The organism is Arthrobacter humicola, assembly GCF_022803015.1.
GTDB lineage: Bacteria > Actinomycetota > Actinomycetes > Actinomycetales > Micrococcaceae > Arthrobacter > Arthrobacter humicola_A.
In genome coordinates this window covers 612,111-634,224 of sequence record NZ_JAFKON010000001.1, presented here as the reverse complement: position 1 = coordinate 634,224, position 22,114 = coordinate 612,111, and the positions used below count along the sequence as shown (strand labels likewise).

General features: G+C 66.9%; 20 protein-coding genes. 9 read left to right on the top strand and 11 right to left on the bottom strand.

The features are described 5' to 3' along the window. Window positions 1-42: 42 nt before the first annotated feature. From ARTB_RS02960 to ARTB_RS02935, 6 genes are all read right to left on the bottom strand, one after another. Window positions 43-1,797: a CocE/NonD family hydrolase gene (locus ARTB_RS02960; RefSeq protein WP_243177576.1), complete on the bottom strand. Its 1,755-nt coding sequence runs from the start codon at window positions 1,795-1,797 to the stop codon at window positions 43-45. Beyond that, entirely contained in the window at window positions 1,790-2,758 is a 969-nt protein-coding gene (locus ARTB_RS02955; protein WP_243177574.1) for an MBL fold metallo-hydrolase, read from the bottom strand. The genes ARTB_RS02960 and ARTB_RS02955 overlap by 8 nt, the downstream gene beginning before the upstream one ends. Further along, the gene (locus ARTB_RS02950) at window positions 2,755-3,687 is read right to left on the bottom strand and encodes an alpha/beta hydrolase (protein ID WP_243177572.1); all 933 of its coding nucleotides are present in this window, start codon (window positions 3,685-3,687) and stop codon (window positions 2,755-2,757) included. The genes ARTB_RS02955 and ARTB_RS02950 overlap by 4 nt, the downstream gene beginning before the upstream one ends. A 3-nt stretch (window positions 3,688-3,690) precedes the next feature. Beyond that, the gene (locus ARTB_RS02945) at window positions 3,691-4,833 is read right to left on the bottom strand and encodes an FAD-dependent monooxygenase (protein ID WP_243177570.1); all 1,143 of its coding nucleotides are present in this window, start codon (window positions 4,831-4,833) and stop codon (window positions 3,691-3,693) included. 79 nt (window positions 4,834-4,912) lie between these two features. Further along, the gene (locus tag ARTB_RS02940) at window positions 4,913-5,866 is read right to left on the bottom strand and encodes a phosphotriesterase family protein (protein WP_243177568.1); all 954 of its coding nucleotides are present in this window, start codon (window positions 5,864-5,866) and stop codon (window positions 4,913-4,915) included. Between the two features lie 50 nt (window positions 5,867-5,916). Then, complete coding sequence (locus tag ARTB_RS02935; RefSeq protein ID WP_243177566.1) at window positions 5,917-6,927, bottom strand: phosphotriesterase; 1,011 nt, start codon at window positions 6,925-6,927, stop codon at window positions 5,917-5,919. A 318-nt stretch (window positions 6,928-7,245) separates the two neighbouring features. On the opposite strand from ARTB_RS02935, the gene ARTB_RS02930 reads away from it, so the two are divergent. From ARTB_RS02930 to ARTB_RS02900, 7 genes are all read left to right on the top strand, one after another. Continuing rightward, window positions 7,246-8,982, top strand: a complete 1,737-nt coding sequence (locus ARTB_RS02930) for an MFS transporter (RefSeq protein ID WP_243177565.1) — start codon at window positions 7,246-7,248, stop codon at window positions 8,980-8,982. Window positions 8,983-9,030: 48 nt separating this feature from the next. After that, window positions 9,031-10,203 carry a cytochrome P450 gene (locus ARTB_RS02925; RefSeq protein WP_243177563.1) on the top strand — a complete coding sequence of 391 codons (1,173 nt, stop codon included), beginning with the start codon at window positions 9,031-9,033 and terminating at the stop codon, window positions 10,201-10,203. Continuing rightward, window positions 10,200-10,394 carry a ferredoxin gene (locus ARTB_RS02920; RefSeq protein ID WP_243177561.1) on the top strand — a complete coding sequence of 65 codons (195 nt, stop codon included), beginning with the start codon at window positions 10,200-10,202 and terminating at the stop codon, window positions 10,392-10,394. The genes ARTB_RS02925 and ARTB_RS02920 overlap by 4 nt, the downstream gene beginning before the upstream one ends. Further along, entirely contained in the window at window positions 10,391-11,638 is a 1,248-nt protein-coding gene (locus ARTB_RS02915) for an NAD(P)/FAD-dependent oxidoreductase (RefSeq protein WP_243177559.1), read from the top strand. Before ARTB_RS02920 ends, ARTB_RS02915 begins: the two co-directional genes overlap by 4 nt. Before the next feature lie 28 nt (window positions 11,639-11,666). Further along, entirely contained in the window at window positions 11,667-12,281 is a 615-nt protein-coding gene (locus ARTB_RS02910) for a TetR/AcrR family transcriptional regulator (protein ID WP_223916318.1), read from the top strand. Between the two features lie 35 nt (window positions 12,282-12,316). After that, window positions 12,317-12,790: a MarR family winged helix-turn-helix transcriptional regulator gene (locus ARTB_RS02905; protein WP_243177557.1), complete on the top strand. Its 474-nt coding sequence runs from the start codon at window positions 12,317-12,319 to the stop codon at window positions 12,788-12,790. 84 nt (window positions 12,791-12,874) lie between these two features. Further along, on the top strand, window positions 12,875-14,338 hold the full coding sequence (locus ARTB_RS02900) for an MFS transporter (protein ID WP_243177555.1): 1,464 nt from the start codon (window positions 12,875-12,877) through the stop codon (window positions 14,336-14,338). A gap of 74 nt (window positions 14,339-14,412) precedes the next feature. On the opposite strand, the gene ARTB_RS02895 is transcribed toward ARTB_RS02900, so the two are convergent. From ARTB_RS02895 to ARTB_RS02880, 4 genes are all read right to left on the bottom strand, one after another. After that, window positions 14,413-15,171: a maleylpyruvate isomerase family mycothiol-dependent enzyme gene (locus ARTB_RS02895; RefSeq protein ID WP_243177553.1), complete on the bottom strand. Its 759-nt coding sequence runs from the start codon at window positions 15,169-15,171 to the stop codon at window positions 14,413-14,415. Then, window positions 15,171-16,007 (bottom strand): fumarylacetoacetate hydrolase family protein, encoded by an 837-nt coding sequence (locus tag ARTB_RS02890; protein WP_243177552.1) that lies wholly within the window; start codon window positions 16,005-16,007, stop codon window positions 15,171-15,173. Before ARTB_RS02890 ends, ARTB_RS02895 begins: the two co-directional genes overlap by 1 nt. Next, complete coding sequence (locus tag ARTB_RS02885; RefSeq protein ID WP_243177549.1) at window positions 16,007-17,137, bottom strand: cupin domain-containing protein; 1,131 nt, start codon at window positions 17,135-17,137, stop codon at window positions 16,007-16,009. Before ARTB_RS02885 ends, ARTB_RS02890 begins: the two co-directional genes overlap by 1 nt. 119 nt (window positions 17,138-17,256) lie before the next feature. Then, entirely contained in the window at window positions 17,257-18,078 is an 822-nt protein-coding gene (locus ARTB_RS02880; protein WP_243177548.1) for an IclR family transcriptional regulator, read from the bottom strand. 49 nt (window positions 18,079-18,127) lie between these two features. Between ARTB_RS02880 and ARTB_RS02875 the strand changes: the two genes are divergently transcribed. Together ARTB_RS02875 and ARTB_RS02870 are read left to right on the top strand one after the other, a co-directional pair. Continuing rightward, window positions 18,128-19,453 carry an MFS transporter gene (locus ARTB_RS02875; protein ID WP_243177546.1) on the top strand — a complete coding sequence of 442 codons (1,326 nt, stop codon included), beginning with the start codon at window positions 18,128-18,130 and terminating at the stop codon, window positions 19,451-19,453. Beyond that, complete coding sequence (locus ARTB_RS02870) at window positions 19,446-20,732, top strand: FAD-dependent oxidoreductase (RefSeq protein WP_243177545.1); 1,287 nt, start codon at window positions 19,446-19,448, stop codon at window positions 20,730-20,732. Before ARTB_RS02875 ends, ARTB_RS02870 begins: the two co-directional genes overlap by 8 nt. A 251-nt stretch (window positions 20,733-20,983) precedes the next feature. Here the strand turns inward: ARTB_RS02870 and ARTB_RS02865 are convergent, their stop codons facing one another. Continuing rightward, window positions 20,984-22,081, bottom strand: coding sequence for an AAA family ATPase (locus ARTB_RS02865; protein ID WP_368859389.1), 1,098 nt, complete (start codon window positions 22,079-22,081; stop codon window positions 20,984-20,986). Window positions 22,082-22,114 lie beyond the last annotated feature (33 nt).

The following is a 22,114-nucleotide window of genomic DNA, read 5'->3' as shown; positions in this document are numbered from 1 at the left end:
GCCTGTTGGCTGCGCCCCGGCGTTGTCAGCTGCCGCACGGCATCAGTGCGCCTGGAGGTCCGCCGTCTGGCCATCCGCCGTCTGGCGGGAGGTGAACGGCAGGACCAGCCTGGACTGGTGGGCGGCGTCGCGGTAGATCTTGTGGGTGACGGGCCGGCCCACCGGCAGGTGGAAGGCGTCCGGCGGCAGCAGCGCGTTGTGCTCGTCGGCCAGCGGCTCCCCGTTGGAGAGCTCTGCGGTGAGCTTGTGGCCCGGCTTGAAGGTGTTCGCGAACGGATAGAGGCGCAGGACGTACTCCTCGATCGTCCCCGGCTCCACCGGCACAGTGCGGGTGTGCGGGTGGTGCGGGTTGCCCTCGGTGCTGCGGTCGTCAAGTTCGCGGTGCGAGGCCTTCAGGTATCCGCTGGTGATCAGCTGGCGCGCGCCGGTGGGCGCGTAGTCCCACAGGCGGAGGATGAAGTTGGTGTCCGGCTGGTCGATTTCGGCGAAGATGTGCGCGGCACCGGTGCCGATCATCTCCGTGTCCTCCTCGAAGGCAGGGGTGGACCAGCTGATGATCTCCACCTTGTCGGTCACTGTCAGCGGCGCCTGGTAGAAGCCGTCCGGGGCGGCGTACTCCGCGCCCATCAGCTCGGGCTCGGTCGACAGTTTGTGCCGCGGGCGCAGATAGAGGGAACTGTACTCGACGTCCTTCGGCGGCCACGCCTCCGCAGTCACCAGCTCACGCGAGCCCTCCACGAAGACGCTCACGGCCGGCTCGTCCATGACGCCGTTGTCGATGCCCTTGATCCAGTAGTCGTACCACCGGAACATCTTGTCGTGTTCTTCGCTGAAGGGACGCGACTGCATAGGCGGGTACGGGCCGATGTCCAGCTTCTTGGGGCCCTTCAGCTCGTTGAACAGCTCAATCGTGCCGTCCATCGTCCAGCCGCGGCCCTGGTCGATCTGCAGGTAGACCGGGATGTCGATGTTCGGGGCCAGCGTGATGGGGTTGCGCTCCTCGTACCAGTCCCCGTCGAGCTCGTTCATCACAATGTCGAACCAGGCCTCGTGGTTCTTCGGGTAGTTCAGGACATGGACCAGGTTCGGCCAGGCGGCCACGTCGGGATCCTCCAGGCGCGCGGCGACGAGCTTCTTCAATTCCGCGGGGGAGTACTTCTCGATCATGCGGGACTTGACGTTGTCGGTGAACGCCCAGCCGGAGTCGCCGCCGCGGCCCTCGCGTGCGGCACGCGGCATGAACCACATGATGCCGCCGTGGTAGGTGGTCTCGTAGAAGTCGTAGTGGCCGCCGGAGACAAAGATCGCCTTCAGGTGCGGCGGCCGCTCGGCCGCTGCCAGCACCTGCATGGAGCCGAAATAGGAGATGCCGACCATGCCGACGTTGCCGTCGCACCACGGCTGCCCGGCGACCCACTCGATGAAGTCGTAGGCGTCCTGGCCAAGCGACACGCCACCGGCGTTGTAGTTGCCGATATGTTCGCCGCCGGAGTGGCCCGAGCCGCGCAGGTCGCCGATGACGTGGACGTAGTCCTCTTTGACGATGCGGGCGATGTCGCCGGCCTCGATGCAGCCGTCCCACATCGGGCTGGGGCGCCGCTGTGGCGGGGTTGTGAGGGCCAGCGCCTGCAATTCTTTGCCGTAGGGGCTCAGGGCCACGAGGGCGGGGCGCGGTTTGTCCCCGGTACCGTGATAGGCGTCCGCGGCGAGCTCGACGCCGTCCCGCATCGGGACCCGGAGGTCCTTGCGGACGGCGATTTTCTCTCCGCCGGCATCCAACATCTTCAGGTCATCCATGGGTGCGAAGCTCCTCATCTTTGGTCAGGCGGTCAAAGGCCGTGCGGTAGCCGTGGAGCGTCGTGAAGAACGGGGACGGCTCGAGGCTGGGGTCGCCCGCGTAGCCGAGTTCCGCGGCGACGCGGGCGAAGGGCGAGTATGGCGAGTCCGTCTCCTGGAGGCCGTCGCGAAGGTACCGGCGGGCGGCGTCGTCGATTCGGGCCTCGAGGTCCAGGCTTCCCTGCAGGGCGTTCCGGGCCGCGTCACGGTCCAGTTCAACGCCGTACGGCACGCCGTCAGCGCCCCGGTACGGGTGGCCCAGGTACAGGTGTTGCGGGCGGACGTCGTCGCGCAGGTGCTGCAGGCTTGAGCGGTAGGCGGCCGGATCCTCGTAGCCGGGGAAGCCGTTGGCCGCTCCGTGGATCTGCACGGCGTCGCCGACGAAGACCGACTGCTGCCCGTCCACGACGTAGGCGACGGACCCGGCCGTGTGGCCGGGGATGTGGTGGACCGAGACGGTGACGTCACCGCCCAGGGCGAGGGTCTCGCCGCCCTTAACCAGCATGGTCGGCTCCATCTCGCCGGAGATGACGTGGTTCGCGGCTTTCGTCTGCTCCTCGACGGCATTCGGATTGTCGATGTACTGCTGGCGCACGTCCACGTACTGGTCGACGTGCGCGCGCCGGGAGCGCAGCAGAGGCGCGTCGGCCTCGTGGATCACGACCTTCGCGCGCCGTCCGGTGAGCTCCCACAGGGCGTGCGCACCGCCGAGGTGGTCGATGTGGCCGTGGGTCAGCAGGATCCAGCGCACATCCTCGATCCGGCGGCCGATCGCCTCCAGTGCCGGGATCATGCCTTCGGCAGGCGAAGACGCGATCCCGGTGTCGACGATGGCGGGCTCGGGAGCGTCGATGAAGAAGCTGTAGAGTCCGAACCGGCCCCACGGCGAGACCAGGGGATGAACAGCGACTGGCCCCGTCATTGCCCGGCCCCCGCGTTCAGGAAGTCGCCTGCCTCCTCGAAGGCCCGGTAGAATTCCGGGATCCAGGAAAAGTTCTGGACGAAGCCGTGGTTGGCCCCCGCGTAGCGGCTGACGGTCGCCACGACGCCGGCCTCCGCCAGCCGCTGGCCGTAAAGTTCGCCCTCATCGCGCAGGGGGTCGTGCTCGGCGGTGAGGATGAGGGCCGCCGGCAGGCCTGCGAGGTCATCGCGCTTGATGGGGGAGACGAGCGGGTCCGCCGGGTCCGCCCCGTTCTCAAGGTAAAAGGAGTTGAACGGCTTGAGGCCCGCCGTCTCCAGCCCGAATCCTTCGGCGTTCTCCCGCAGCGAGGCGTAGCGGTCGACGTCGAAGTCCAGGTCCAGGGACGGGTAGAAGAGGACCTGATGCGTGATCCGGTCAAACCCGTCGTCGTGGGCCTTCGCGGCGACGGCGGCGGCGAAGTTGCCGCCCGAACTGTCGCCGGCGATGGCGAGGTTCTTCCCGTCCCAGCCCAGGCTCGTACCCTGCTCGGCGGCCCAACGGACCACCCCGTAGCAGTCGTCGAGGCCGGCAGGGAAAGCGGCCTCAGGCGCCAGGCGGTAGCCGACAGAGATGACCTTATGACCGGTCTCCTTGGCCAGGGCCCGGGCAACGTGGTCGTGCGTGTCCAGGCTGCCGAGGAAGAACGCCCCGCCGTGGAGGTACACCAGAAGCCCATGAGCGTCGGCCCCGGCCGGCGTGTAGATCCGCACGGGCACCTCGCCCGATGGCGTCACTGCGGTGGCGTCCTCGACCGAGTGCAGCGGCATACGGTCGGCCAAGGCGGGAATTTGCGCGGCCTCGCCGGCGCGCATGGCCCCGGGGTTCAGCGGCGACCCGTCGGGCGCCGGCAGGGTGCTGAGGATCTTGGCAATTTCGGGATGGATGGTCATGGGTCAGGCCTTCGACTCTGCTGGTGCGTTGACGGCGGCGGGCTTCTGGGACGTGGGCTTTTGCCCCGGGAAGACGTCATTGACCTCGTCCTCGGTCCACCCTTGACGCGAGATGCGCTGCAGCTCGTCCGTTACCGGCTTGCGGGTTGCCTGGAACAGGGCCAGTGCATCCTTGACCGTGCCGGCCTCCGCCAAGGCATCGGCGAGCGCGCCGGCATCCTCGATGGCCGAGTTGGCGCCCTGGCCCTGGTGGTGCAGCATCGAGTGGGCCGCATCGCCCATGAGCACGACGGAGTCCGTGTGCCATGTGTCGACCGGGTCGATGTCGTAGACGGCGCGGATGTTGACGGTGTCCATGTCGAGGCCGCGGGCGATGTTGACGATCCGCTCGTCGAAGCCCTCCACCGTCGCCACGAGGTCATCCTTCGTGATGGTGGGGGCCCAGGTGCTGTCCGGGCACAGTGCGGTGATATCGAAGGACATCTGGTTGCGGTGGCGCAGGGGCAGCAGGTAGACCTTCGTGCCCCTGCCCATGTACATCCGCAGGTTGTCGTCCACCACCATGCCGTGGGCGTCGTCGGCGGAGATCACAGCGCGGTAGGCGTGTTCGCCGGAGAACACGGGGGCCTTGCCGCTGAAGAGCTGCTCGCGCACGACTGACTTGATGCCGTCGGCGCCGACCACCAGGTCCGCCTCGACCGTCTTGCCGTTGGTGAAGGTCAGGACGGAGCGGCTGCCCTTGTCCTCGATGGTCTCGAGCTTGTGGCCAAGGTGCACCATGCCCTGCGGCAGCACGCTCAGGAGGGCATCGATGAAGTCGCCGCGGTGGATGAGGTGGGTCTGGCTCTGCTCGCCGAACTCAGGCCAGGTGTCCTTCATGATCGGCTCACCTGTGGCGGTGAGGATTTCGAAGTAGTCGCTCGGGGAGCTTACGTTCGCGATCGTGTCGAAGATGCCCCACTGGCTGAACCGGTGCATGGTGGCAGGACGCAGCCCGATGCCGGCGCCGACCTCCCGCATCTGGGATGCCTGTTCGTACACGCTGACGTCGGCACCGAGCAGGCTTAGGGCCTTGGCCGCCGCTGCGCCGCCGTACCCTGCGCCGACGATGGCGATTTTGAGGTTCTTGATGTCTTCAGCCTTCATGGTTTCATCTCTTTCTTGACTCTTTCTGGGCCCGGGCCATGTGTGGCGGAACGGGCAAGTTGTGGTGGTCTGTCCGGGATCAGGCGTGAAGGGACAGGAAGTCGGCCGGGTTGTCCTCGAGCAGGCGTTTGATGGTGGCGTCGTCGATGCCGGCGGTGCGCATGTCGGGGATCATGTCCTCGAAGATGTAGTTGATGGTGTGGCCCTTCACGCCCGGCCAGCCCAGCGGGCTGCAGTTTGCGTCGGCCGAGACGAGGAGCTTGTCCGCATAGCCCTTGTTCACGAGGTTGACGAAGTGCTCCATGCGTTCGGCACGTTTGCGGCCCCAAAACGGTGGATCCGGCAGCTCGAGGTCGTAGCCGAACGTGTCGAAGCCGATGCGGCCGCCCTGCTCGTAGATCCAATCGTGCGGGGTGATCGGAGCGTTGAGGCCGTCGTCGGCGTGGCCGAAGAGCACGCGGTCCAGCGGGAGGCCCTCTTCGTTGAAGATGGTCACGGCCGGTTCCGGGTCGATGGCCAGGTGGGTCAGGACCGGAGCGCCGGTGACGACGGCGGCGCGGGCCGCGGCCCGGTAAATGCGCTTGTCCAGGTCCGTCATGCGTCCGCCGCGGCTGACGCCGACCTTGATGACGCCGGCCTTGGCGCCCGTGTTGCCGATGCCGACGGTGATCTCGTGGATGAAGACCTTCGTGAGGTAGTCCACGCTCGCGCGGGAGAAGTGCGGCAGGGCGGTGTCGCCGCCGACGAAGCCGGTGCAGGCAACGATGTGCACGCCCGTCTTCCGGGACAGGGACTTGTAGTAGTCGACGTCGCGGCCGTTGCAGATGCCCGTGGCGTCCACGAAGGTGCCGCCGCCGTATTCGCGGAACTTCCGCAGCTTCGGCACGGTTTCCTCGTAAGCCTGCTCCGGCGACTTCCACCATTTGGTGTCCAGTTCGGACCCGGGCATGCCGTAGCCGATGTGTTCGTGGACCGCCACGATTTCCAGTTCTTCGGCCGGGATGGTTCCCAGCACGGTGTTGACCTTGGTCATTCGTTCACCTCATGGTTTCGAAAGCTTGTTGTGGGTGGGCCGGGGCGTGCTTAGTGCACGGTCAGCAGGTTGCGCGGGTTATCCACGAGGATGCGCCGGGCGTCTTCGTCGCTCAGTCCGTGGGCCTTGAGGAACGGCACGAACGTCGTCAGGACGTGGCTGTAGGGCAGGTTGTACTCTGGCAGACCTTTGGCAACGCCGATCGAGTTGCCCGAGAGGATGATCCTGTCGGCATGGCCTGCCTTGACGAGCCCGAGCACCAGTTCGGCGCGGTCATGGTCGGTGAGGTAGTCCGCGTGGTCGTTCAGGCCCACGTGGTCAATGCCGACGAAGGCGCCCCGGCCGGCCACCTCGATGGCGGAGCCGGCAGCGTCCTTGCGGTCCAGGTCGCCGACGAGTACCCGGTCGGCTCGGATCTGCTCGTCCAGGACGATGTCCAGATCGTGCAGGACATCGGCGCCGAAACGGATGGAGACCGGGACGCCGGTGTTCCTGGCGGCGCGGGCGGAGCCGCGGAACAGGCTTTCCTCGGTCGGGGTCATGCCGGCGCGGTCGGCAATGGTCGCGACGATGCCGGCGGCGGCGCGGCGCTCCACCCGGGGAACCACCATCCCCTCAGTGACTTCCTTGCCGAAGAGATCGGCGAACTTGTCAGCCGGCCACGGGGTGGGCGGGTTGGTCTGCGGCGTCAGGAAGTATCCGCCGAGTTCTTCCTCCGGGCCCAGGCCCGTGGAGGCGACGATGTGGACGCCGGTGGTGCGGGACAACGCCTCGTAGAGCTTGAGGTCGCGGCCGTGGAACATGCCCGTGCTGTCGACGATCGTCTGCCCGCCGTGCTCGCGGAAGTCCGCGAGCTTGGCCGCCAGGGCCTCGAAGATCTCCGCCCGGTCCATGGAGATCTCAGGGGCGTACTGGGCGCCCGGGACCACTGACAACAAGGCCTCATGGAGCGCGACAACGCCCAGCTCCGCGGCAGGGACGGGGCCCAATACGGTATTGACGGTTTGCCCGGTGGGGGCGTGGAACGCGTCCCCGCTATCGACGGGTGTGGTGTGACTCACTTGGCTTCTCCCTTGAAGATCGGGTGCTGAATACAGGGGCGCCGCGGTGCCTGACCGTGCCGTAGCCCCGTTGCGGTGTAGCCAGCATCACACCTTTCTTTACATCGTGTCAAGAAAACATACGAGCCGTACACGGCTCCGAGCTGTCGACGCGTTCATGAAGCCAACGTTAAGTACATTTTCTTGACAGCTTGTAAAGATTGACATCAGACTGTGGTGAGCGCCACATCCACCCTCCGCCTGCCGGCTCTTGCTCCGGCAGGGCACCAGTCATGGCGCGTCACCGGAGAATCGACCGGAAACAAAGGAGTTTCATCGATGAGTCAGACCATTTCGGTACCGAGCCGCGGCTCGGTACGAGCGACGTTCGTGGCCGCCTACAGCGCAGTCACACTGGCCCAGATCACGAACGCGCTGCCGGGCGCCCTCAGCGGCACGTTCGCCGCGGAATTCCATACTTCAGGCGCGGGCCTGACCTGGATCGCGGGCATGTTCTTGATGGGTATTGTCGTGTTCGAGCTCAGCTGGGGCCTCCTGGGTGACCTGTTCGGACGCAAGAAGCTTCTGTACATCGGAGCCGGGGTCAGCATCGTCGGCTCCGTCCTGGCAGCGCTGGCACCGACAACCGAGATGATGATCGCCGCCCAAGCCGTCGGCGGCATCGGGGCGGGCATCCTGTTCCCCATCTCGCTGTCCATGATCGCCGCGATTACGCCGGATCACCGCGCACGGGCGAAGGTCATCGCCACGTGGGCCGGGTTCCTGTCCCTCGGCGCGGTCATCTCCCCAGTGCTCGCTGGCTTCACCGCGCAATTCTTCACAGTGCCGGGTGCTGCGCCGGGTGCGCGGAACGAGTTCAGCGGCTGGCGGGCGGCCTACCTGGTTGCGGCCGCCATTGCCGTGCTCGTACTCCTCGTCGCGCTCCGGGCGAAGGACTCCGCAGCAGCCGAGGGGCGCAAGTTGGACATCCCCGGCCAGATTACGCTCGCGCTCGGACTTATCGCCGTCCTCTACGCCACGGTGACAGCGGTTGATGCCGGCTTCGGCAGCGCCCAGGTGATTGCAAGCTACGTCGCCGGCGGAATCCTCCTGGTCTCCTTCATCGTCATCGAATCACGCACCGCGCAGCCACTGATTCACCTGTCGCTGTTCAAGAACAGCGCCTTCTCGATCACCGGCATTGTGGCGGTCACCGGCATGTTCGCCTTCCTCGCGATCTGCTTCAGCACCAGCGTCGCCGTCAGTGGACTCGCGCTGGCCGAGACCTGGAAGGTCGGTGTGCTGTTCGTCTTCATTCAGGGCCCGGCATTCGCCTTCATCCCGGTGGTGGGGTGGCTCATCCACCACGTAGCACCGCGCTGGGTGCTCACCGCGGGCTTCGTCCTCATGGCAGTTTCCGGTTTCTGGCTCTCGACATTCGCCCTCGGCACTCCGGAGGCCTTCGGCGGCACCCCTTGGACGGCCTTCATTCCGCCGCTCCTGCTGTTGGGTATCGGATTCGCGCTCACCGTCGGTTCCGTCACCGCTGTTGCCATCAACACCGTCCCGCCCCAGCAGATCGGCATGGCTTCGGCGACAACGAACCTCCTACGCGACTTCGGCTTCGCCCTCGGCCCCGTTGTAGGCTCAGCCATCGCCTTCGGCATCGGAGCCACGGCCTTCGCGGGTCCCCTTGCCGGGATCCTCGGCGGGGCGGGACTGCCCGCAGAGGCCGTCAGCGGGCTGGCGAACGTGCCGCCGCTGGGCTTCCTCGCCGGCTGGGACGGGGTCATCGCCCAGTTCTCCGGCCAGGCACTGGCCGGCGGCGCGCCCACCCCGGCGGTCGACGGTATGGTCCAGGCCCTCAACGCCGCACAGCCGCAAATCCAGGGCGTGGCAGGGACCTCACTGGGCCAGGGATTCCAGGCTGTATACCTCACCGCGGGCATCGCGGCGATCCTCTCCGCCACTCTCACCCTCTTCATCTCTGCCCGGTCCTCGGCGCCCGCGCCCGAGGCCATCACGGAAACCTCGACAACCACTGATTCCAATGCCGAAGCGATCGTCCAAGCCTGACGGCTTCCGGCCCCGGGCTGACCACCTACCATCCACAAGGAGAACACTGTGACTGCACCCACCGAATCCGTCATCGACATCTGGGACGACGACATCCTGGTCGACCCTTACCCCACCTACGCCGCGCTCCGCGAGCAGGCCGCAGTGGTCCACCTCCCCAAGAACAGCCTCTACGTCCTGACGCGCTACGACGTCATCCGCGATGCGCTCGGCGACCCGGAGACCTTCTCGTCCACCAGCATCGGCTTCAACCCCATGGTGAACGAAGCGCTTCAGGGCACCTCCCTCGCCTCCGACCCGCCCATCCACACGCAGCTCCGCGCCACGCTGTCACAGAACCTCACCCCCCGGGCGCTCCGCGGCCTGAAAGTCGTCATCGACGAAAAGGCGGACAAGCTCGTCGCCGAGCTCGCCGCCAGCGGCAGCTTCGATGCCATCGATTCCCTGGCCCGGGCCTTCCCGATCGAAATCGTTGCCGACCTCATTGGCTTCAGCGGACACGTCAAGGACAACATGCTGCGCTGGGGCCAGGCCGCGATGCAGGTCATCGGCCCGCTGAACCAGCGCACCCAGGAGAGCTTCCCGATCGCCGGCGAGCTCTACGGCTGGTGCTCGTCGGTCACCGCAGAAGACCTCACACCCGGCTCAATCGGCCGAGGTATTTTCGATGCCGAGACACGCGGCGACATTCCCCAGGGCTCTGCGGGGCACATCATCCATCAGTACCTGGGAGCCGGCGTTGATACGACAATCGCGTCAATCGGGAACATCATCGCGCTGTTCGGCCGCCACCCGGAGCAGTTCGAACTGGTCCGGAAGAACCCGGACCTGGTCCCCGCAGCGTTCGCCGAAGTGCTGCGCTACTGGGCCCCGGTTCACATCTGGGGCCGCAAGGCAATGCGCGACGTGGAGATCGAGGGCGTCACGATTCCCGCAGGTGCCCAGGTGGGCATCCTCTTTGGGGCCGGCAACCGCGACCCGCGGCACTACGGGGATCCCGACACCTTCGACGTGATGCGGAACCCGGTCGACCACCTGTCCTTCGGCTACGGACCGCACGGCTGCGCCGGCCAGGGCCTGGCGAAACTGGAAGCGCATGCGATTATTGAGGCGCTTGCCCGCAGGGTGAAAACGCTGACGGTCTCCGACGAGGTCCGGGAGCCGAGCAACATCACGCGGAGCCTCGAGTCGCTCCAGGTCGCCAAGGTGGTGGCAGCATGAGGATCCAACTCGACCGGCCGCGCTGCGAGGGACACGGCCTCTGCGAAGAAGCCGCGCCCCGGCTGATGCACCTCGACGATGACGGCGAGCTGGTACTCGACGTACCCGACGTGGAAGGCGCTGACCTGGACGCCGCGAAGGCGGCGGTAAGGGTCTGCCCGGTTGCCGCACTGCGATTGGCCGCGGCATGACGATGCGAAAGATCGTGGTGGTCGGCAACGGCATCGCCGGACTCACGGCCTGCGACTCGCTGCGCTCGGCCGGCTTCGACGGCGAGCTCACTGTTGTGGGCGCTGAGCGCCACCAGCCTTACAGCCGGCCGGCCCTCTCCAAGGCGCTGCTGCACGCTGTCGATGACAACACTGTCGGCGGGAACAGCGACGGCGGACTCCAACCCCATGTGCTCCCCGAGCCGACCCACGAGGCAACGGACCTGCTCGGAGTCAGCGCCACAGGCCTGGACGTCGAGGCCCGGCTGGTGCGCCTGGACGGGGGAGGGGAGCTGCCGTATGACGGCCTCGTCATCGCTTCGGGTTCCCGGGCAAAGCGACTCGGGGCGGGTGCGCAAAAGACGCAGAAGAAGGGAGCAGCCGGACCGCAACGGGACGGCTCCCACCGGGAACTCACCCTGCGCACCATCGAGGATGCGATCCTCCTCAAGGAACGCGTCGCATCGCGCCCGTCGGTTATCGTGCTCGGCGGTGGAGCGCTGGGCATGGAGGTCGCGTCCGGTTGCGTGCACGCGGGCTGCGAGGTCACCCTCGTCTCCGACGGCAAGCCCCTGGCGCGTCAGCTCGGCGACCATCTGGCGGATATCTTCACCGCCGCCGCCATCCGGCGCGGACTGCGCGTGGTCGGCGGCGGGAAGGCCCGGCTTGTCGATCACGGTGCCGGGGCAAAGGTCGTCCTGGCCAACGGCACCGCGCTGGAGGCCGACCTGGTGGTCACCGCCATCGGGGACGCGCCGAACATCGGCTGGCTCGCCGGCTCGAACCTTCTCATCGACGGACAGCTGCGGGTCGATTCCCGCGGCAGGCTCCGGCCGGACATCGTCGCCGCCGGCGATGTGGCGTCCTTCCCGACCCGCCGCGGGGTGGAACGGGTGCCCCTGTGGACCAGCGCCATCGACCAGGCCAGGATCGCCGGCGTCGGCCTCCTCAAGGGTGACGCGGCGCCCGAGTTCGACTTCCAGCCGTACTTCTGGACGGAGGGCTTCGGCCTCTCGCTCAAGTCGGCGGGCTTCGCGCCGGCTGTCGGGCCTCCCGACTACTGCGAGCCCGGCGGGGCCGAGGACTCGATGCTGCTTCGCTGGGACAACACGGACGGTTTCGGCACCGCCGCCGCGCTCAACTACCGGATCCCCGTCCCCAAGCTGCGCCGGTTCGCCGACGTCGGTCCGGCCGCGCTGCGTGCGGCGGCGCCCGCTCGAACCTGACGCCGCACAACACCGTTAGGATTGATCCATGTCGTCGTTGCGAGAAGCCCAGAAGCAGCTGACCCGCGACGTGATCGTCGAACGGGCGCTGGAGCTCTTCACCGAGAAGGGGTACGCCGCGACGACGATCGATGAGATCGCCGCTGCGGCCGGCACCACCCGGGTGACTTTTTACGCCTATTACCCCACGCGCAGCGACCTGATGCGGGACTTCATGGCCCGCGTCAATGCCGTCCTGGATCGCGCGGCCGGCCCCGAACGGGGATCGACCGCGGCCGAGCTCGTCGACGTCGTGCGGGCGGGCGAGCTGGCGGGCATCCTGGCCTGGCTGGAGTCGCGGGCGGCGCTCTGGCCGGTCTTCCGCCCGTACCTAGACGTGCTCGAGGAGGCCGCAGCCATCGATCGCGAAGTGCGCGCCTTGGTCGAGGGATGGCATGAGGAGGTCATTTCGGACCTCGTGCGCGGAATGGAGCTGGCAGGGCGCTTCCCGGAGGAGACGCACCACATTCGGGGCACCCTTGCCTTCACCTCGCTCGACTACGTGGCCACGCTCTGGACCCGACGGAAGTTTGAACCAAACCGGGAACACGCACTCGAGGTGCTCGCCGATAACTGGTATCACCTGCTCTGCGACGAAGGCTAAGCCTGCCCTCGCAGATGGACGCCTATGCTTATGGAATGGAAAGCATTGGCGCAGGCGAAGCGCTGGACAAGGCCGTCGACCACCGGGCCCTGGCCGTCGCCGTGATCGACATTTCCGCCGACGTCCGGCGGAAGTCACACAATGACACCGGCGTCCGGCCGCTGTCCAACGGCGTGCTGGAAATCCTCCGCGTCATCGAAAGCAACCCCGGCATCACCGTCGCGGAAGTCGCTTCCCGTCTGGGCCGGCAGTTCAGCAACGTCAGCGTCCAGCTGCGTGAGCTGGTCGCCGCAGGCCTCGTCACCAGGATCCGCGACGCCGCGGACAAGCGCTACGTCGCCCTCCACCCCACGGCCGAATCCCAGCGGATCAAGGCGCTCCTCGAGGGTGCCTGGGCGGGGGCGCTGGTGTCGGCCAGTTCCCGGTTGCTGCCTGAAGAGCGCGAGCAAATTGCCGCCAGCCTCCCGGCCCTGCAGCGCCTCGCCTCGATACTGTCCGAACCCGAGTAACCCACATCACCCCCTTCCAGGGTCGTGATCCGTCGTCCTCGATAGTTATACTTTTATAAGTATTACTACTTTGGAGGATGGGACATGGGTATGGCAACACAGTTGGAAGAGGCAGTCGTCCGGCGGGGGAGCAGGCCAGGGAACCGCTGGTGGGCGCTGGGGTTCCTCGCCCTCGCGCAGTTCATGGTGGTGCTGGACGGCACGATCGTGAACCTGGCGCTGCCGCGTCTCCAGCTCGAGATGGGGATCAGCGACGCGACGCGGTCCTGGGTGGTCACCGCCTACGCGCTGGCCTTCGGCGCGTTCCTGCTGCTCGGCGGACGCATTGCAGACTTCTGGGGCCGCAAGCGGACGTTCCTTGTGGCCGCCGTCGGCTTCGCCGCCGCGTCCCTGGTCGGCGGCATCGCACAGCAGCCCTGGGAGCTGATCGGCGCCCGCGCGCTGCAGGGCGTGTTCGCTGCGCTGCTGGCCCCTGCTGCCTTGGCGCTGCTGACCGTCGCCTTTCCGGGCGGAAAGGACCGCGGCACGGCGTTTGCGATTTTCGGCTCCATCACCGGCGTCGGCGCGGCCGCCGGTGTCCTGCTGGGCGGGTTTTTGACCGAACACGTGAGCTGGCGCTGGTGCTTCTTCGTGAATGTGCCGATTGCCGCCATCGCCCTCTTCGGCGTGTGGTCCCTGGTCAGTGACAGCAGGGCCCAAGGGTCCACCAAGTACGACTGGCCCGGGGTTATTCTGGCAGCCCTCGGCCTGGGATCCCTCGTCTACGGCTTCACCAACGCCGAGCACGGCTGGGATGCCCCCGAAGCCTGGGGCTTCATTGCCGCCGGTGCAGTTCTCCTGGCAGTCTTCGTCCTGGTCGAGACCAAAGTCAGGCATCCGCTCCTGCCTCTGCGCGTGGCCACCGAACGAAACCGCGCGGCCGCCTTCCTGGCGTCGTTCCTTTCCGGCGCTGTCCTCATTGGCGGCATCCTGTTCATCAACTTCTACATCCAGATCGTGCTGGGCTTCGCTCCGTTCCTCGCCGGGCTGGCTTCGCTGCCGATGACGGTTGCGGTAATCATCACGGCAGCGCTCGTCGCGAAGAACCTGCCGAAACTGGGGGCCAAAATCCCGACCGCCGTGGGGCCGGTCTTCATGGCGGCTGCGATGCTGTGGCTCACCCAGGTCAGCGCCGAGGGCAGCTACTTCGTCAACATGCTCCCCGCCCTGCTTCTCCTAGGCATCGGGCTGGGCATGGTGTTCGTGCCCATGCAGAACCTTGCCCTGTTCGGCGTGGACAAGGATGACTCCGGTGTGGCCAGTGCGTTGGTCAACGCCTCGCAGCAGATCGGCGGCTCCCTCGGCATCGCCTTGTTCAGCACCATCGCCGCAGCAGCCACGGCCGGTGGCGTGACGCTGGCGGCCCTCTCTGCAGGTTATGCCTTGGTGTTCCTTTGGGCCGCAGGCGTCGCGATCCTGATTGCCCCGGTAGCCCTGCTGCTCATTAACATCGACCGCGAGACGTTCACCGGATCAGCTGGCGATACTCCAGTCGTGCACCTGGGCTGACGCAACCAGGCACGAAAAGCGGAAGGCCCCCTCGCCGAGGGGGCCTTCCGCTTTCACGACCGTTGAGCCAGTGCTCAAATCCACTTCGGGGCGGCTGGAACCGTCCCGTCTTTCGCTTCAGTGCCGGGCCCGGTAGCTGTGACGCCGCCATTGCCGCGGCCGGCGGCCCATTCGACGACGGCGGCCAGCGGTCCGGAGACCACGGTGGGGGTCGCCGACGTCGTGTCCCCGAACGTGAGGTCGCGGTCGGGGACCTTAACCACGAGGCCTTTGTCGGTGCCGCGGGTGTGCCAGGCGCCGGTGATGTCCGCCAGCAGCCGTTCCAGCACCGGTGCCGGGATGTCGGCGAAGCTCGCGCCGTTGGCGAGGTCGACGGCGTGCATCCAGACTTCGCGGCTGCGCATCCACACCGTTTCCGTGGCGGGCACTTCCCGGCCCTGGATGGTGCGGACTTTGTGGTGCCAGGCGTCCCCGGGCAGGTCGCGCCATTCGACGTTCAGGTGCACGGCCGAGTGGTCGAAGAGGTGCCGGAGCGCGATCGGGCTCAGCGTGGCGCCGAAGTCGATCTCGTGGTCCCGGACCGCAGTGGAGGCGTACATCGGGGTCTCCACTCCGGTGGCCGCCCACTCGATGAGCCGGGCGATCGCCCGGGCGTTGTAGCCGATGTGCGCCGTGATGTGGCGGCGGGTCCAGCCCGGCAGCAGCGAGTCGCCGTCCAGCTCCGTGTCGGAGAGCTCGTTGAGCTTGCGGGCGAAGAACGCCGTGCCGCGCCGGGCCTGCAGCAGCGCCGCGAGCAGTTCCGGGTCCGTCGTCTGGTCCTGGCGGGCAACCATCAGGCTTCCTTGATGACGCGGTTCTTCAGCTGGCCCAGTCCCTCGATGGTGGTGACCAGGATCTGGCCTTCCTGCAGGTAGCGCTTCGGGTCCTGGGCGTGGCCCACCCCGCCCGGGGTGCCGGTCGCGATCACGTCGCCCGGGTTCAGCGTGATGATCGTGGAAATGTAGGAGACCAGGAACTCCGGGGTGAACACGAGATCCCCTGTCGGGGTGCTCTGCTGGACTTCGCCGTCGACCGCGGAGGTCATCAGCGGCCCGGCGGTGAACTCGTCTTTGGTGACCAGGGCCGGGCCGAACGGGGTGGACTTCTCCCAGGTCTTGCCCTGCAGCCACTGGATGGTGCGGAACTGGTAGTCGCGCATGGACACATCGTTCAGGACGGCGTAGCCGGCGATGTGGTCCGCGGCGTTGGCTTCGCTGATCCGGCGGCCTTTTTTGCCGATCACGACGGCGAGTTCGGCTTCCCAGTCGACGGCGTCGGATTCCTGCGGCAGGGCCAGGTCATCGTTGGGGCCGATCAGTGATTCCTGGTACTTGGCGAACAGGGTGGGGAACTCGGGGACCTCCCGGCCCATTTCCTTGATGTGGTTGCGGTAGTTGTGGCCCACGCAGATGATCTTGCCGGGGGAGGGGACCACGGCGTCCAGGTCGGCGCCCTCGGCCGGGTACGTGGCGCCGTTCGCCGCCTTCGCCGTCGCTTCCCAGCCCTGGGTACGGAGCAGTTCTCCGACGTCGGCGAAGCCGTCGATCTCGGTCAGGGTGTCGCCGTCCTGGCGGACGGCCTTAGTTACTGTCTTGTCTCCAACAGAGGTGCGGAGGGTGAGGAGTCTCATTACTTGTTGCGTCCTTCGATGTAGGTGCGGTTGAAGTTCAGCCGTTCAAAAATGGGGGCGTCACTGAAGCGGAACAGATCAAACTGGGTTCCGGCCTGCAGCGACCATTCCTGCCAGGACGGGACCACGAAGAGGTCGCCCTTGGCCAGGGTCCTGGTTTCGCCGTTGAGGACCACGGAGCCGGAGCCTTCGAAGACCTGCCAGACGCTGGAACCGACCTCGCGGACGGCCTCGGTGCTGGCCCCGCCGCGCAAGCGGTGGAATTCGGCCCGGATGGTCGGCATCACGTCCCCGCCGGTGGTGGGGTTGGTGTAGCGGACGGCGGCGTGGCCCTGGGACACAGTGGCCGGGTGGCCCTCGTCCTCGAGCAGCAGCTGCTCGGACAGGGCACGGTCCGTATGTTCCCAGCGGTAGGCCGCAATGGGGGAGCTCGTGGTGTCATCCAGGCCCGACAGCGGGCGCAGGCCCGGGTGCGCCCAGAGCCGCTCGGAGCGGGAGATGTCCGGAGTGGCCTCGTCGGTGACGCGCTCGGTGCCGAATTCGAAGAAGCCGGCGTCAGCGTAGTGCACGAACGGGATGTCCAGGCCGTCGATCCAGGCCATCGGCTCATCGGTGTCGTTGTGGTGCCCGTGGAAGTTCCACCCCGGGGTCAGCAGGAAATCGCCGCGGGACATCCGCACCGGGTCCCCGTTCACCACAGTCCAGACCCCTTCGCCCTCGACGACGAAGCGGAACGCGTTCTGCGAGTGCCGGTGCTCCGGAGCCGTTTCCCGGGCGCCGAGGTACTGGATGGCCGCCCACAGCGTGGGGGTGGCGTACGGCGTCCCGGCCAGGCCTGGATTGGCCAGGGCAATGGCCCGGCGTTCCCCGCCCCGGCCCACCGGGACCAGATCGCCGGCACGGGCAGCCAGCGGGTACAGGTCGCTCCACCGCCAGACGTGGGGGACCGCCTTGGGGGTCGGGACCATCGGCATGAGGTCTGCGATCTCGGTCCACAGCGGGATCAGGTTTTCGCGGTCAAAATCCCGGTACAGCTCTTTGAGCTGGGCAGCTTCTTCGGGCGTCGGCTCCGGAGCAGTGTGCCCCGCGGCCACTGATTCGTGAGTCGTGTTCTCGGCGCTGATGGACACGTGGGCCTCCTCGGTAGGTCAGAACAGTTCTTTGGCGTAGTTCGACTCTACGGATGCCGGTGTGTGACCCCCAACATATTCTGCTGGTCAGAATTCCCGGAACCGGGCGGCCGCGGTGCTCAGTCCGGCTCGGCCGGGTTGGCCGCGATATCGATCTCCAGCTGCCGGCAGGTTTCCCGCAGGGCGGGGACCAGTCCGGCGTCAAACACGCGGCGGAAGCGGGTCGCCGGAGTGGCGACGCTGAGTGCGCCGACCACGTGCCCGTGCCGGTTGTGAAGGGCCATCCCGAGCGCGCTCACGCCCTCTTCCGTGCCTTCGAAATTGGCCGCGAATCCGTTGCTGCGGACGGATTCAAGCTCGCGCAGGAACGCCGGGTACTCCGCGGCCGCAATGGTGTCCCCGCCAATCTCGGCATTGTTGCTGCGAAAGAGCTGGTCGATCATCGGCTGTTCCAGTTCGGCGAGCATGGCCTTGCCTCCCGACGTTTTGTTGGCGGCCATCACCGTCCCCTGCCGGTCACCAACCCGCAGCACATTGCTCCCTTCCACCGTCGCCAGGAAGCGCACTTTCGTCCCCACCCGCACCATGAGGTTCACCGTCTCGTTGAGCCGTGCAGAGAGAAGCTCCATGTGCGGCTGGGCCAGTGACCGGAGCAGCCGGGTCCAGCTCAGGCCGGCCGGCCCGACGCCCATTGCCGGGCCGGGGACATAGCGGCGGTTTTCATCCTGCACGGCGAAACCCCGGTAGACCAGCATCGCCAGCAGGCGGTGGGCGGTGGAGGGCGCCACGTCCAGCTCCTCGGCGGCGTCCTTGAGCCGGAGTGCTCCGCCGTCGCGGAGCAGCTGGAGGAGCTGCAGCGCGTTGTCCACCGCCTCGATGGAATAGGTGGGCCGTTTCTGGACGGGCTTCCGGGCCGCTCTGCCGGATGGGTTGTTCTGCACATCAGAATTGTATTGTGGTTCACCTGCGGCGGCTAGGACAGTGAGTGGCATGAATCACACACAATCTGTTGCAGTGCCGCAACGGTCTTCGCCGGGGGCCCCTTCCCCCTCTACCGTTGGTGGGCCTGCATCACGGTTCTCCAAAGGCTCGGCAGCCGCCGTCCTGGTCTGCTGGCTGTTGGTGGTCTTCGATGGCTACGACCTGATCGTCTACGGCACGGTCCAGTCCTCCCTGATCTCCGAGACCGGTTGGGGGCTGACCAAGGCCACCGCCGGGACCATTGGTTCCATGGCTTTCGTCGGCATGATGATCGGGGCGATCTTCGCCGGCCGGATGGCCGACTCGTGGGGCCGCCGCCGCACCATCCTGGGCTGTGCCATCGTCTTCTCGATTTTCACCATCCTCTGCGCCTTCGCCCCCAACGCAGCCGTCTTCGGGGGGCTGCGGCTCTTGGCGGGCATTGGGCTCGGTGGCCTGGTGCCCTCGGCGAACGCCCTCGTTGCCGAACTGGTCCCCACTAAGTGGCGGTCCACCATCGCCACCCTGATGATGTCCGGCGTCCCGATCGGCGGGTCCATCGCCGCCCTCGTCGGCATCCAACTGATCCCTGCTTTCGGCTGGGAGTCCATGTTCCTCGTGGCCGTGCTCGCACTGATGATCGTGGTGCCTCTCGGACTGAAATACCTGCCCGAGACGCTGGCCCCGGTCAGCGCCGAGGACAGGCGAACTCGCAACCTCAAAGAGCCGATCGGCTTCAAGTCCCTGCTCCGCGCCCCTTACCTGGGGGTGAGCCTGCTGTTCGCCCTCGCGACAATCGCTACCCTGTTCGCCTGGTACGGGCTGGGAACCTGGCTGCCCAACCTCATGCAGCTGGCCGGGTACAACCTGGGCTCAGCCCTGACCTTCGCCCTGGCCCTCAACCTGGGTGCGGTGGCCGGCTCGGTCATCACGGCCTGGGCCGGGACCCGGTTCGGCCCGATCCCGACGGCGATCGCCGCGGCCGCCGTCGCCGCCGGCGCGCTCGTGGTCCTGGTTACGGGACCGCCCGTGACGGTCGTCTACCTCATGCTGGTCCTCGCCGGCGTCGGCACCCACGGCACCCAGTGCCTCATCATCGCCGCCGTCGCGAGCCACTATCCCGGGCACCTGCGGGGGACCGCGCTGGGCTGGGCGCTGGGGACGGGCCGCATCGGCGCCGTCGCCGCACCCCAGATCGGTGGCCTCCTGCTGGCTGCCGGACTGGGCGTCAATTCCAATTTCCTGGCCTTCGCCGGTGCAGCCGCGATAGCAGCGGTCCTGCTGGCCGCCGTCGGGCTCAAACTCAAATCAAAACTCTCAACCTCCCCTTCACTAACAGGAGCAAGCAATGTCTGAGCACGTCCCGTCCACCAGTTTCCTGTCCACCGACGGACTGTCCACTGATGTCCTCGTCATCGGAGGGGGAATGGCCGGATTGGCCGGAGCCCTCGCGCTGCGGGAAAGCGGCGCCAACGTCACCCTCGTGGAGCGGGCCCCCGAATTCGGCGAGGTCGGCGCTGGGCTGCAGATGGCGCCCAACGCCTCCCGCGTCCTGAAGCGCTGGGGCCTGCTGGACAAGGCCCTGGAGATTGGCGTCCAGCCCAAGCACCTGGTCTTCCGCGACGCCGTCACCGGCGAGGAGCTCACGCGCCAGAGCCTCGGCGGGGAATTCGAGGAACGCTACGGTGCGCCCTACGTGGTGATCCACCGCAGCGACCTGCACCGGGTCCTGCTCGAGGGCTGCGAAGCGGCGGGCGTGAAACTGGTCAACGATGTCATGGTCGAGAGCGTGGAGACCGTGAACGGCAGGGGAGTGGCCCACACGGCCGCCGGCGTGGACTACGAGGCCGACGTCGTCATCGGCGCCGACGGGCTCAAGTCCACCCTGCGCCCGCTCGTTGCCGGCGACGAGCCGGTCCCCTCGGCCTACGTCGCCTACCGCGGCACCGTGCCCATAACCGAACACACACCCAAAGCGGACCTGGAGGACGTCATTGTCTACCTCGGACCGGACTGCCACCTGGTGCAGTACCCGCTGCGCAAGGGCGAGCTGCTGAACACCGTGGCCGTTTTCAAGTCCGCCTCCTTTGAGCGCGGCGAGGAGCAGTACGGGGGAGTCGACGAGCTCGAGGCCGCGTACAAGGACTGCGTACCCGCCGTCCAGGCTGCGCTGAAAAACCTGGGCACCAGCATGCGCTGGCCCATGTACGACCGCGATCCGATCGAAAACTGGGTGGCCGGCCGGATGGTGCTGATGGGCGACGCCGCGCACCCGATGCTGCAGTACCTGGCCCAGGGCGCCTGCCAGGCGCTCGAGGACGCAGCAGTGCTGCAGGACGTCACCAACGGCACCGTGTTCACTGCCGACGGCGTCAACCCCGCAGCCTGGGACGGCGCGATCAAGGAATTCAACAGCCTCCGCGCCGGCCGCACCGCCAGGGTCCAGCGCACCGCCCGCGTCTGGGGCGACTCCTGGCACGTCTCCGGGCTGGCCCGGACGCTGCGCAACCTGCTCTTCAAGAGCCGGATGGACAACGATTTCCGGTACAACGACTGGCTGTACGGCCAGGACGGCGACGGCGTGCCGGCGGCCCGCGCGGCACACTCCGGCATGGCGGACAAGATTTCCGCCTGATCCGGGCTCCGGGCCGGGCGCCGTCATTGGGTGACCCGTTACGAGCTCCGGGCCGGCTTCCTCAAGGAGCCGGCCCGGAGCTTCTTCCGTCATGATCCAGTACGGACTTTCCGCCGATTCCTGGATGTTGTCGACGCACGGTATTCGTCAACGGCGAGAATTTCCGGCCTCCTAAGCTGTGCTACGTCCGCGGCCCCGCCGGAATCATCATCGGGCTGGTCGAGGAGCTCCGCTGACGTTCCGTCACTGCATCAGGCCGACGCTGTTTCGCGGAGGTATTGGCGGAGTCCGGGGATTGCGAAGTCCACCCTGCCGTAGCCGGCTGACTCGATCAGGCCCGCGGCGATGAGTCTCTTTCGGTACTTGGAAACCACGTTGGGCTTGGCCGTCATGATGTTTCCGATCAGGCCCGCTGCCGATGATCCATCCTGAAGGGCCATGGCGTCGAGGAACTCGCGGTCCTTGTCCGAGATATCCGATAGCGCTGACTCGACGACTACTAGTGTGTTTCGTCGTTGAGCGGCGCTGATGGCGCTGTGCACGCTGCGCTCATCCAGTTTCCAGTCGGCCTTTCCGGCCTCCAGCCAGAGGTAGTAGCCCACAAGCTGAATAAGGAAGGGGTAGCCCTCCGTAGCCTCCGCGGCTTCACTGACGAGGCCGGGGGAGACGTCTATCCCTCCCTCACTGAAGAGCTCGCTGTAGGACGCGGTGACTTCGGCGATGGCTGCCTCGTGGAGATTGATCCTGTCGGCGCGTCGCAGGAAGGTCGCCACTCCCTCGTTGAGGAGGTCGGAGACTGCGGATGGCAGGCCGGCGAAGATGAGGCCGATGGGCAGTCCGTCGCGGATGAAATGCTGCACTTCAGCGGCCAGTTGGGAAATTTCTGTGCGGTCCACCGCATGTATCTCGTCGATGGTGATCACGAGTCCGGTACCTTTTGCGTCCAACAGCCGCAGAAGTTCGTTCCCGGTCCGTCGCCAGTCGGCACTCCGTTCCTGGGGTAGTTGCGTTGTTAGTCCGAATCCTGCCGCCGAGAACGCTGTGATTTTCCGTGTTGGGGGCCCGTCTCCGAGTTCCTCGACAAGACGGAGCATGTCGTCGCCGATTCCGGCGAGGAAACCGGGGTTTGCTGTTCGGGAGATTACCGCCCAGCCGTGAGTCCCCGCGATCCGTTCCGCGGCGCTCAGCATGACTGTCTTGCCGATGCCTCTGGATCCGGTGATGATGGTCAAAAGCCCGGGTGCTCCCGAGCCTTGCTGCAGGCCGTACTCGAATTCATCCAAGAGCCCCGCCCGCCCAATCAAGTCCGGTGGTGTGGCTCCTGCGGTGGGCTTGAACGGGTTCCGCACCGGGACCTCCAGGGTGAAAGTAGGTGAAAGTGG